Here is an 11854-nt window from a genome sequence, read left to right on the forward strand (position 1 = left end):
GTTATCGCGTATGAGGGAGCGCCGATGCGAACGCGCCTCACGGTTGCCCACAAACTGGCGCTGCTGATCGCGCCGCTGGTGCTGGCGCTTTTTTTCGTCGCCCTCGGCTATGCCTATTCTCAACAGCAATTGCTGAGAGAGCTGCGGCGGGACCAGTCGCTGACTGAAAACATGACCATGGTGGGCGAGCTGATTCAGCAATTGCAATCGGAGCGCGGCCGCAGCTATGGCTATCTGATGCAGCGCCAGCCCTTGCCGGCAGAGCTTCGGCAGGCAAGAAGCGCCGCTGACCTGGTGCTGGAAAAGCTGCATGGGCAAAACCGCGATAGTCTGTCGCCCATATTGTTGGCCTATCTCGACAATATGGTGCCCAAACCGGAGCGGCTGCGGCTGCTGCGTAGCGATGTCGATAGCCGGCGCTCCTTGCCGGATCCGGCTTTCAATCGCTATTCGGAGATGATTGAGCAGCTCTCCGGCATTGTCGCTTTATTCCATGCGCCGACTCAGCAGGTGCAGGCGCTGGTGTTGCAATGGTCTGCGGTGAATTGCCAAAAAGAGTACACCGGCCGCACGCGGGGGCTGGTTTCCGGCGTGCTTGCGTCAGGCAGCTTCACGATCACCAATTTCCGCTTGGCGAGCGGCATGGTGTCGCAGGAGGAGCTGTGCCGAAGCCAGTTCAGACAATATGGCGGCGACGAGACGCTGTTGCAGGGCGCGATGGAAAAAAGCCGGCAATTTGAAGCCATGCGCGACGGCATTCTGGCGCGAGGCACAGGCGCGATGCAGAGCGCGACCCCGGAAGAATGGTTTCCAACCGCGAGTTTGCGCTCCAATGCTCTGCTTGAGGTGCAAAAGGCGTTGCTGGAGCAAATCCGGCGGCTGGTCGACGAGCAGGCGCAAAGCGCGAAACTGCATGGGTTCCTGGTGATCGTTGGGCTGCTGTTGCTCTTGTTTCCCATTGGTTTGGCGGCGCTGGTGGGCCGCAATATCGTGCATACGCTGGGAGCCGAGCCGGATGAGGTGGCGCAAGGGATGCGCGAGCTGTCAGCGGGGCGCTTGGATTTTTTTCTGCCTCTGAAGAGCGGAGATACGCAAAGCCTGGCCGCGCATATTCGGCAAATGGGCGAGCGGCTGTCGGGAGTGATCATGCAGGTCAAGGAAGACGCGGACGCGGTGGCCAACGCCTCCACCGAGCTCAACTCCGCCTCCATGGGCTTATCACTTGGTGCGGCGAGGGCTTCGGGCGATGTGGAAGGGACCAGCGTCTCGGTGGATGAGATCGCCCGCAAAATGTTTCAGATGGCCGGCGATGCCAACCATGCCGGCCAGATCGCCGACACCGCCAGCAGCCAGGCTACCGAAGGGCATAGCGTGGTGAGGCAGACCATCGCAGCTATGCATGATATCGCCAAGCGTACCGACATCATTGACGACATTTCCTACCAAACCAATCTTTTGGCGTTGAACGCTGCGATAGAGGCCGCAAGAGCAGGGGAGCACGGCAAAGGCTTTGCGGTGGTGGCGGACGAGGTGCGCAAGCTAGCCAAGCGCAGCCAGGCGGCAGCCAAGGAGATAGGCCAAGTCGCGATCCATAGCGTGAAATTGGCGGAAAGCGCCGGCCAGCAATTGAGCGATATCGTTGATTCCAGCCGCAAAACGCTGGATCTGGTTAAGGGCATCTCCTGTGAGGCGACTGAGCAGGCGCAGCGAGTCGGCGGCATCAATCAGGCAATGCAGCGGCTTAACCAGCTATCGCAGGATAACGCAGCGGCCAGCGAGCAGTTGTCTGCCGCGGCTCAGGAAGTGGCTTTAAGGGCGGATAGTCTGCGGCAACAAATGCAGTACTTCCAAGAACATCAGGATGGGGGCGAAAGCCAAAACGCAAAATTTTAGAGAGGCTAAAAAAGCCGTGATCCTGTGTGGTTTTCATACTACTTGTATCGTCTGCACCGGCGGGCAGCCTCCGTCGCACTTCGAAATAGCGGTTTTATTGCTGACTGTGAACAACAAGGAAATAAAAATCGGGTTCCAGGATTTTAAAGAGTAGATGGCTGAGGAGGATATTTACCCCGCGACAAGATAAAAACAGGCGCTGCGAAAAAGCATCGAAGGGCCTAGGAGCGATCGGTCTCCCTTCATCTCGTAGCTTGAAAAACGATACCCACCTGAGCTATACCGTATACATCGAACGAGCTTGACAGCATATCACCGCTTATGCTGCATAGCAAAACAAAGTTTGCATCCCCTTTTTTTTAGTCTATATCTATATCGTACCATGAAGAGTTCCTTTGTTTTCTAAGAAGATATAGTTTCAAATTTTAGTAGATCTTACCTCAAGGGGGCTGGATTGCGATTCGGCTTGGAATGGGTGGGTAAGAACTAGTGTGAAGTTTGATTTCTAATAATAAAGGCTCCAAGCATGCGCACTATTGATTATTCTTTGGAAGGGGTCCTAACTCTGATTGCAAGAGTTGGTGTGCAACTTCAATTCATATGGTTCCAGACAAGCTCTGGCCAGTCTCTTCAGTCTTCCAATACTTCCTGTTTTTCGAATGCTACTTCTGGGAATTTAAATTCTCTGATTTGTTTTCGATGTCTTGTTGCCAGAGTTTTCCAAAGCAGTCACTTTTATTTTCATCTGTAGCTCATAAAGCCAAGGTCATTAATTTCTTTTTGGCTGATTCGTTTTTAATTAGATCGTTTAAATGCATGGCAAGGGAAGTTTTACCTTTTAAGAGTGGCATTTTATTGATTCGTGTTGCGGTGGTTATGCATGAACTTGAAAGGCTCCTGATATGTCATCTTTTGAGAAGTTTGCGGAACTAGCCATCGATAAGAGGCCAAATAGGCCGCAGCTAGGAGCTGCAGTGAGTGTCGCAGTGCTTTTGTTTGTTGATCAGCTTATCATCGCGGCCTGTTTGTATTTTGGATTTTATTATAATCAAGGTGTGGGTGGGCGGTGGCAGCTCTATTTTGACCTGGTTGGAATGTCTGCACTGAGCATCTCTTTGATTAAATTGTTTAGCAATGATTACTTAAGCGGCAGAAGTGCATTCCGTTCCTTTCTCTTTGATTGTGTATATGTTTTAGGTGGTGCTGTTTTGAATGCGGTCTTTATTTTCATAAGCAATCCGAAGTGGAGCTTATTGTTGCAGGCGACTTTGCTTGGTTGGTTAATGGTTTTTCTTACTCTGCCAGCTATTCAATATGTAGTCAGGATGGTTTTGTCGAAGTTCAAATTTTGGAATGAATACGTTGCAGTTGTTTATCTTCAGCGGGATGGCGAGGAATATTTTAGATACGACTCTTCAAGTTGGCTCGGGCGGCATGTTGCTATCAATCTGTTTGTTACTGATACTGTAGAGCCTGGTAAGGCAAAAGCTGAAGATAATGTTTTTGTTGATGATAAGGTTGCTGAGATTTTTATAAAATGGCAAGACATACTGCCAGTGCTAAATAATATAGGTTGTAAAAGTGTAGCATTGGCATACCATGAAAAAGATTCCGTTAATTTATCAGGATTGATTGACGACATACTTTTAAATTTCAACATGTTGATGTTGCTGCCTAGTTATGGGCAAAAGGATAGTAATGAAGATCAGGGTGAGTTGAGAACAATACGAGTCATAAAAAGCAATGTTAATAGTTTGTCATATAGAATCATTAAGAGATGTCTGGATTTGGTCGGTGCTACGATTTTGATGTTGTTGCTGTCGCCAATTATGTTATGTCTTGCTTTTATTGTCGGTCGCGATGGAGGGAAACCAATTTTTGGGCATGAAAGAGTGGGGCGTGATGGAAAAAAATTTAAATGCTATAAATTCAGAACAATGGTGCTGAATTCAAGTGAAGTATTGCAGAATTTACTTGAGTCAAATCCTGATGCCAGAGCGGAATGGGATAGGGAGTTTAAGCTGAGAAATGATCCAAGAGTGACAAAGATAGGTAATTTTCTCCGAAAAAGCAGCTTTGATGAATTACCGCAGCTATGGAATATTATTAAAGGTGAAATGAGCTTGGTTGGACCAAGACCTATTGTTGTGAAAGAACTTGACAAGTATGGAGAAGATGTCAAGTTTTACTTGGCAATGAGACCTGGTTTAACTGGTCTGTGGCAAGTTTCCGGCAGGAACAACCTGACATATGCACAAAGGGTTGCAATGGATGTGGATTACGCAAAGGCATGGAGTATTTTTAAAGATGTGATTATCTTATTTAAGACAGTTTACGTGGTTTTACGGCGTGATGGAGCATATTAGCTAGATTTTAAAGAGCTAAAAAGCATTCCAGCGCTGACTGGGATTGATTAAAACGGTTCTTTTAAGCTATGCGGCATTTCAATTATTTGGGGGTGTCATATGATTATCACGCGTACGCCTTTCAGGGTATCTTTTTTTGGTGGCGGGACTGATTACCCTGCTTGGTTTCATGAGCATGGCGGAGCGGTTCTTGCTACTACAATTGACAAATATTGCTATATCAGTTGTCGTCACCTGCCTCCATTTTTCGATCATAAACATAGAATTGTTTACTCGCGAATTGAAAATGTTCGTGATGTAGAAGATATCGAGCATCCAGCGGTTCGTGCCGCACTCAATTGGACACAATATCAGCATGGCTTGGAAATTCATCATGATGGCGATTTACCAGCCCGTGCGGGACTTGGATCTAGCTCATCATTTACTGTTGGCCTCTTGCATGCGCTTTCAGCTTTAGAAGGAAAGTATTCCTCAAAAGAAGACCTGGCAAAAAAAGCTATATATCTTGAGCAAGAGGTGATTGGTGAAAATGTTGGCTCGCAAGATCAAGTTTCCGCAGCATACGGTGGCTTCAACTATATAGAATTTAAGAAAAATGGTGAATTCTCAGTCTCGCCATTGATTCTTAAAGAGAGCAGAATTAATGAGTTGCAAAGCCATTTAATGTTGTTCTTCACTGGACTGTCTAGGGTCGCGTCAGAGATTGCCAAATCGCAGATAGAAAAAATAAAAAGTCATGAGAATGAGCTTTTCAGGATGAGAGAGATGGTAGAGGAGGCAACGAAAATTCTACACTCGGATATGCCGATCAATGAATTTGGCAAGTTGTTGCACCAAAACTGGCTTTATAAAAGGAGCCTGTCCGATAAAATATCGACACCTGAAATTGATCTAATATATGAGGAAGCCATTGAGGCAGGGGCCCTGGGAGGGAAGTTATTAGGAGCAGGAGGGGGGGGGTTTGTATTGTTATTTGCTCCACCTGAGAAGCAGATGCATATCAAGGAAAGATTGAGAAATTTAGTGCACGTTCCATTTAAGTTTGAAAGTTCAGGTAGTCGAGTTGTTTTATATCAACCAAATGGCTTGCTCTAATATTATGAATAAAAATTCTTCAATCTATATTGCTGGGCACGGTGGTCTGATTGGTTCGGCTTTATTAAGAAAACTTTCTACAGAAGGGTTTGAAAACATATTAGTTAGAGCGCGATCTGAGCTTGATCTGCTGAACTATCATTGTGTGATGGATTTTTTTTGCAAAAATAAACCAGAGTATGTGGTATTAGCTGCAGGGAAAGTTGGTGGGATTGAATCCAATCAAAATTACCCAGCAGATTTCATTGTTGAGAATATACAGATTCAACTGAATATCTTGTCTGCAGCCAGGGAAAATAATGTAAGAAAATTGATATTTTTTGGTTCTTCCTGCATGTATCCTCGGGACTGCAAGCAGCCAATGAGTGAGAACGACTTATTGACTGGAAAGCCTGAGGGAACAAGTTTACCTTATGCCATAGCAAAGTTGGCAGGCATTCATACTTGCCTTGCTTACAATAAACAGGATGGCAATCAGAGATTCGTCCCTGTCATTCCAAATAGTGTATACGGTCCTAATGATAATTTTGATGCACGGGCTGGTCATGTGCTCTCTGCTTTAATATCCAAATTCCATAAGGCAAAACTAGAAGAACATCCCAAAGTTGTTCTTTGGGGAACCGGCTCTGCTCGTCGAGAGTTTGTCCATGCAGATGATGTAGCGGATGCATGCATGCATTTACTATTCAATGATATTTCATCATTGGAACTACCCGTTAATCTTGGCAGTGGCTATGATGTTTCAATTAAGGATTTGGCTTTGCGTATCGCAAAGCTTTCTGGCTTTAATGGGGATATCCATTGGGATCTGGCTAAGCCAGATGGCTCGCCTCAAAAGTTATTAAATAGCGCTAGAATAAATGCGATTGGTTGGTTTCCAAAAGTCAGTTTGGATGATGGACTGCTAAGTACCTATGAATGGTATGTTAGAGAAATAGGCCGTTCTCTGACAGAAAATGAAGGGGAGTCTACATGAGTAAAATATCAATCAGTGGAGACGATCTCAAGGAGAAAAGTAATTGGGTGTGGAGAGAGACGTTACGTATTCATCGTCATTCGCCAGAAACTAGAATTGCTTCCTCATTATCTTCCATTGATATCTTTGTAGCGCTTTATTATGGTGGTGTACTGGATTTTTTCCCGAGCACGCCATTTGATGAAAATCGAGATCGATGCATCATAAGTAAAGGGCATGGTTCAATATGTATGTACCCGATACTGGCAGATCTTGCGTACTTTCCATTAAGTGAACTTGAGCATGTGTGTGAGGCTGGCAGCTTTCTAGGGGGCATTCCAGACCCTGTCATCCCTGGATATGAAACTATTAATGGGTCTTTGGGACATGGACTAGGAGTCGCTACTGGAGTAGCGATAGCACTAAAGCGGAAGAAAAGCGTTAAACAAACTTTTGTGGTCTGTGGTGATGGAGAGCTTCATGAAGGAGCGAATTGGGAAGCTATCATGTTTGCTTCGCACCATAAATTAGATAATTTAAATCTGATTATTGATAATAATAAAATAAGCATGCTCGGTTATACCGACACTATTATTTCCCATCAGGATTTGGCGGCAAAATTTACTTCATTTGGTTGGGATGTGGATGTGGTTGATGGACATGATGTTTGTCAACTTCAGCTTAGCCTGCTGGCGCTCAAGTCACGCAAAAATGGAAAGCCAAAGCTTTTGATCGCAAATACGAAAAAAGGCCATGGCGTACCAGGTTTAGAAAATACAGCACTCTGCCATATCATGAATCCTAAGCCGGAAGTAATAGACAGTCTTTTGGAAGGGGGACGGTAATGATTACGCACTCAATTCCGATGCGAGATGCCTTGCTTGAAAAAATATATCAGTCCATGAAAACTGATTCAAAAATTTTCTTTTTAAGTGCCGATTTTGGATCTCCAGTTTTAGATAAGATTCGCTTGGATTTTGCTGATAGATTTATAAACGTAGGGATTGCAGAGCAGAATCTTATTAATATAGCAGCTGGTTTGGCTATTGAAGGGAATAAGGTTTTTGCATATGCGATAGCACCTTTTTTAACCATGAGATGCTATGAGCAGATTCGAGTGAATTTAGCTTTACTATCCCAAGTTAGAGACATGAATGTCAGTTTGATAGGCGTTGGCGCAGGTTATAGCTATGTTGTGTCAGGACCAACGCATCAGTGTTACGAAGATATTTCAATCATGCGCGCGCTGCCTTCAATTTCTGTTTACTCACCGGCAGACCACATTAGTACTGGATGTCTTTTTGATCGCTTAGTCAGTAAGAAAGGTATCAAGTATATAAGACTTGATGCCCAAACATTGCCTGTTATATACGAGAATCCTATCTTAAATGTCGAGGCGGGTTTTAATGTGCATAGGAAGGGCGATGAGATCTGTTTGCTTGCTACAGGCTATATGGTTCATGTTGCTATGAAGTTGGCAAATCGTTTGAAAAACAAGGGTGTCGATGTTGGCGTTGTAGACATCTTTGACATAAGTCACTCGTGCAATAACTTTCTGTATGAGGAAATTTCAAAATATCGTGGGATAGTCACAATGGAAGAAGGTTTTAAAGGAAGAGGGGGGATGGATTCCATGATTCTGGATTATATTTCAAATTCAGATCTTGAAATTAGAGTGAAGAATATTGGTGTTCGAGGAGGGTATAGCTTTGATTTAGGTAGCCGTTCTGAATTGCATGAGAAAGTCGGAATTGGGGAGGAGGCCTCATTGAAAACCATTTTGGAATTTCATGGGAGTATCACGAACTACTGCATAAATAATGGATGACAAGCCTAGTTTTTAGGTTCTATCACTTATAATTTTTCTAATTATGAATATTTGCCCTATAAAAAGGAGTCGTCCATGAAATATCCTTTGATGCGGAATAATATTTTACGTGAAGATCTGGATGTTTTAATTGAGTACTTAAAGCAGGATGATCCTATTCTAACCAATGGGCAAAAGGTGAGGGAGTTTGAAGGCGAGTGGTCGAAATGGCTAGGTGTAAAATATAGCGTCTTCGTCAATTCTGGCGCATCTGCCAACCTATTATCAATGGCGATTTTAAAAATCCGATATCCAGAAGGTGGTGAAGTTATCGTTCCTCCCTTTACATGGATTTCTGACATCGCCTCTGTAATTCAGAATGGATTTACACCGGTTTTTGTTGATATTGATCCAAGATCCTTAGCTTTGGATACGGATTCTGTAATAAAGAAAATTAATAATAGAACACGAGCAGTTTTTTTGACGCATGCTCAAGGATTCAATGGATTAACAGATGAGTTATTGAGTGAGTTAGATAGGAGAAAAGTACATCTGATTGAAGATGTGTGTGAATCACATGGTGCTTGCCATAAGGGTAGAAAAGTTGGCTCATTCGGCTGGATGTCGAATTTTTCATTCTACTATGCTCATCATATGAGTACGATTGAAGGTGGGATGATATGTACGAATGATGAGGAAGTTTATCAACAGTTAAGAATGCTTCGTTCTCATGGCATGGTGCGTGAATCAAATGATAATAGTTTAAAATCCTACTACAAAGAAAGCAATCCAGACTTAAACCCAGAATTCATTTTTGCATATCCGGCTTATAATGTAAGAAATACTGAGCTTGGAGGGATTATGGGCCTATCTCAGCTGAAAAGATTAGATGCAAATATTAAAAAGAGAACTGATAATTTCTTGCATTTTATAGAAAATCTTAATGGAAATATTTTCCAAAAAGATTTTGTAGTAGAGGGGTCTAGTAATTATGCGTTCAATATTGTATTGAACGAGGCCAATTTAGAATTGGCTTACAATTTAATGACCGCTATGCGCTATGCTGGGATTGAGTTTAGAAGAGGGAGCGCAGGTGGTGGAAATCAACTTCGTCAGCCTTATCTAAAAGGAATTTTCCCACAGGATTATTGCAAACAATTCCCTAATACAGATCATATTCATTTCTATGGATTCTATGTAGGAAACTATCCAGGGTTGACTTATCCTGAAATTGATGAAATTTGCTCGGTTTTGAATTCAATCTGAAATATTGATATGAATATAACAACTGCAATCATACTCGCCGGTGGATTGGGGACAAGGTTACGAAGTGTAGTCTCTGATCGGCCAAAACCTATGGCTCAGGTTGCTGCGAAACCATTTTTAGAGCATTTAATAGATTATTGGATTTCGCAAGGTATTCGCCACATTATCCTATCCGTTGGGTATATGCAGCATATTATTGTTGATCACTTTGGATATGAGTATAAAAAAGCAAAAATTGAATACTCTATAGAAAGTAATCCATTGGGAACTGGTGGTGCACTTATTAAAGCATCTCAACTTATAAATCCCGGAGAGCCGTTTATTTTATTAAATGGAGATACTTTTTTCCCCATTTCTTTAAAAGAATTGGCTGAGTATTCGGCTCGCATCAAGGCGGGTGTGTGCTTGTCCCTATTTTCGTCTAATGATCATGTTCGCTACTTAGGCGTTTCGCTTTCTGACGAAGATATTATTGTTAGCTTTTCGAATGATCATTCTGAGCCTGTTTTACGAAATGAGCAGAAGTGGGTAAATGGTGGAGTATATTTTTTTCAGTATGAATCCTTGAATGGTTTTATAAATAACTCCAATGAGAAGTGCTCATTGGAGAGCGAGCTGTTTCCGAAGATGCTTAAGGCAGGTGTTCCATTTTATGGGAAAAAGTGTTCAGAAACATTCATAGATATAGGTGTTCCATCAGACTATTATATGGCCCATGAGATATTAAATAGGAGGGGGTATGAATGCCAGTGATAGATTAAGAAAGAACATTTTTAGCTCTATAGAGGCCAAGAAGGCTTTGCTCGAGTGCGATAACGCAATTCAGACTTTTAATTCAGCTGTTGAAAAAGTCATTAACTGCTATAAAAAAGGTGGAAGACTATACATTGCAGGAAATGGAGGATCCGCTGCTGATGCGCAGCACCTAGCGGCCGAGTTTGTAAGTAAGCTTGCCAAAGATAGAGCTCCGTTGCCTGCAGAAGCATTAACCGTTGATAGTTCAATATTGACAGCGGTCGGTAATGATTATGGCTATGAGTATGTATTTTCTAGACAGCTGGAAGCTAAAGCCAGTAGTAGAGATGTTTTTCTGGGCATTACAACATCAGGTCAATCACACAATATATTAAAAGCGATAGAGGCATGCAAAAGACTAAATGTTGAGAGCATCGTTTTTTGTGGAAAAGATGGTGGCCTTGTAAAAGGATTGACTGATAACTGCATAGTTGTGCCTGGCAGCATGACAAGTACAATTCAGGAAATACATATCGTACTTGCACACACATTATGTGAGTGCGTTGAGGCAGCATTGTTCGAGTAAACAATTTATTCAAGGGGTTTGCTATGTACAATATTCTAGTCACTGGTGGCGCAGGATACATTGGCTCAATTTTGACTCCAGATCTATTAAATCTGGGCAATAGAGTGACTGTATTAGATAATTTTATGTATAGACAAACCAGCTTGAATCATGTTTGTTATCACCCTAATTTCAAAGCTGTAAAGGGAGATATCAGAAATAAAGAGATCATCTTGCCGCTGCTGAAAGAAGCTGACATTATTATCCCTTTGGCGGCCCTTGTGGGCGCACCACTTTGTAACCAAGATCCTGTTGGATCCTCTTCAATCAATCATGATGCCATTACGATGATGTTGAAGTTACTCTCGCAAGAGCAGAGAGTGCTGATGCCGACAACGAACAGTGCTTATGGAACAGGTGACGAAAATAATTATTGTACTGAAGAGTCGCCATTGCGGCCTATTTCACAATATGCTAAGAAAAAAGTCGAGGTCGAAAAAGAACTGATGGAGAGTGGAAATGCGATTAGCTTTCGACTAGCGACGGTATTTGGAATGTCACCTAGAATGAGAGTTGATTTGCTAGTCAATGATTTTGTTCATCGTGCTGTTTACGATAAGTTCGTTGTTCTATTTGAAGGTTCATTTAAGAGAAATTATATTCATGTTCGCGATGTGTCTCGCGCATTTCAACATGGAATAGAGAACTTCGATAGAATGTGCAATCAAATTTACAATGTTGGTTTGTCTGATGCTAATGTATCCAAAAAAGAGCTGTGTCAGAGGATTCAAGCGCATGTGCCAGATTTCTTATACTTTGATGCGCCAGTTGGAAAGGATCCAGATCAACGAAATTATATTGTTTCAAATGAGAAAATCGAGGCTACAGGATTTCATCCACAAGTATCACTTGATGATGGAATTTCGGAATTAGTCAAAGGATATGCAATGTTTAGAAATTCTATCCATGGGAATATTTAGAGTTAATTGAAGCTATGATCGTATTTAGATTACTCCGGAAATGATTCTAGCGTGTTAGAGGAATGACTTGAGACTGGGTTCATGGCCGGAGTAATATTTTATTTTACAGTACAACTAGTGTTCACCGTCTCGTGTTGATATGTAAATACAGCATCTATTCCGTTTTCATCTATTGCAATATGGATTTTAGGT

The 11854-nt window shown here is 42.8% G+C and carries 10 protein-coding genes; all 10 read left to right on the top strand.

All coding sequences use genetic code 11. The annotated features are described in order from the left end of the window. Window positions 1–24: 24 nt before the first annotated feature. The 10 genes from NKT35_RS14940 (at window position 25) to NKT35_RS14985 (ending at window position 11662) form a co-directional block, all read left to right on the top strand. Window positions 25–1893: a methyl-accepting chemotaxis protein gene (locus NKT35_RS14940; RefSeq protein ID WP_254294349.1), complete on the top strand. Its 1869-nt coding sequence runs from the start codon at window positions 25–27 to the stop codon at window positions 1891–1893. A gap of 902 nt (window positions 1894–2795) precedes the next feature. Beyond that, window positions 2796–4259 (top strand): exopolysaccharide biosynthesis polyprenyl glycosylphosphotransferase, encoded by a 1464-nt coding sequence (locus NKT35_RS14945; RefSeq protein ID WP_254294351.1) that lies wholly within the window; start codon window positions 2796–2798, stop codon window positions 4257–4259. Between the two features lie 99 nt (window positions 4260–4358). Next, window positions 4359–5354, top strand: a complete 996-nt coding sequence (locus NKT35_RS14950; RefSeq protein ID WP_254294352.1) for a GHMP family kinase ATP-binding protein — start codon at window positions 4359–4361, stop codon at window positions 5352–5354. After that, the gene (locus NKT35_RS14955; RefSeq protein WP_254294354.1) at window positions 5323–6330 is read left to right on the top strand and encodes a GDP-L-fucose synthase family protein; all 1008 of its coding nucleotides are present in this window, start codon (window positions 5323–5325) and stop codon (window positions 6328–6330) included. The genes NKT35_RS14950 and NKT35_RS14955 overlap by 32 nt, the downstream gene beginning before the upstream one ends. Next, complete coding sequence (locus NKT35_RS14960; RefSeq protein ID WP_254294356.1) at window positions 6327–7154, top strand: transketolase; 828 nt, start codon at window positions 6327–6329, stop codon at window positions 7152–7154. The genes NKT35_RS14955 and NKT35_RS14960 overlap by 4 nt, the downstream gene beginning before the upstream one ends. After that, window positions 7154–8137: a transketolase family protein gene (locus NKT35_RS14965; protein ID WP_254294358.1), complete on the top strand. Its 984-nt coding sequence runs from the start codon at window positions 7154–7156 to the stop codon at window positions 8135–8137. Before NKT35_RS14960 ends, NKT35_RS14965 begins: the two co-directional genes overlap by 1 nt. 75 nt (window positions 8138–8212) lie before the next feature. Further along, complete coding sequence (locus NKT35_RS14970) at window positions 8213–9382, top strand: DegT/DnrJ/EryC1/StrS family aminotransferase (RefSeq protein ID WP_254294360.1); 1170 nt, start codon at window positions 8213–8215, stop codon at window positions 9380–9382. A gap of 9 nt (window positions 9383–9391) precedes the next feature. Further along, window positions 9392–10135 carry a nucleotidyltransferase family protein gene (locus tag NKT35_RS14975; RefSeq protein WP_254294362.1) on the top strand — a complete coding sequence of 248 codons (744 nt, stop codon included), beginning with the start codon at window positions 9392–9394 and terminating at the stop codon, window positions 10133–10135. Beyond that, on the top strand, window positions 10122–10703 hold the full coding sequence (locus NKT35_RS14980; RefSeq protein WP_254294364.1) for a D-sedoheptulose-7-phosphate isomerase: 582 nt from the start codon (window positions 10122–10124) through the stop codon (window positions 10701–10703). The genes NKT35_RS14975 and NKT35_RS14980 overlap by 14 nt, the downstream gene beginning before the upstream one ends. 23 nt (window positions 10704–10726) lie before the next feature. After that, complete coding sequence (locus tag NKT35_RS14985) at window positions 10727–11662, top strand: NAD-dependent epimerase/dehydratase family protein (protein WP_254294366.1); 936 nt, start codon at window positions 10727–10729, stop codon at window positions 11660–11662. The last annotated feature ends 192 nt before the right edge of the window (window positions 11663–11854 follow it).

This window comes from Chromobacterium sp. IIBBL 290-4, from assembly GCF_024207115.1.
GTDB lineage: Bacteria > Pseudomonadota > Gammaproteobacteria > Burkholderiales > Chromobacteriaceae > Chromobacterium.

Bases quoted from the DNA above. Each gene is read 5' to 3' on its own strand.
- NKT35_RS14940 (WP_254294349.1), top strand. From the start codon at position 25: ATGCGAACGCGCCTCACGGTTGCCCACAAACTGGCGCTGCTGATCGCG.
- NKT35_RS14945 (WP_254294351.1), top strand. From the start codon at position 2,796: ATGTCATCTTTTGAGAAGTTTGCGGAACTAGCCATCGATAAGAGGCCA.
- NKT35_RS14950 (WP_254294352.1), top strand. From the start codon at position 4,359: ATGATTATCACGCGTACGCCTTTCAGGGTATCTTTTTTTGGTGGCGGG.
- NKT35_RS14960 (WP_254294356.1), top strand. From the start codon at position 6,327: ATGAGTAAAATATCAATCAGTGGAGACGATCTCAAGGAGAAAAGTAAT.
- NKT35_RS14965 (WP_254294358.1), top strand. From the start codon at position 7,154: ATGATTACGCACTCAATTCCGATGCGAGATGCCTTGCTTGAAAAAATA.
- NKT35_RS14970 (WP_254294360.1), top strand. From the start codon at position 8,213: ATGAAATATCCTTTGATGCGGAATAATATTTTACGTGAAGATCTGGAT.
- NKT35_RS14975 (WP_254294362.1), top strand. From the start codon at position 9,392: ATGAATATAACAACTGCAATCATACTCGCCGGTGGATTGGGGACAAGG.
- NKT35_RS14980 (WP_254294364.1), top strand. From the start codon at position 10,122: ATGAATGCCAGTGATAGATTAAGAAAGAACATTTTTAGCTCTATAGAG.
- NKT35_RS14985 (WP_254294366.1), top strand. From the start codon at position 10,727: ATGTACAATATTCTAGTCACTGGTGGCGCAGGATACATTGGCTCAATT.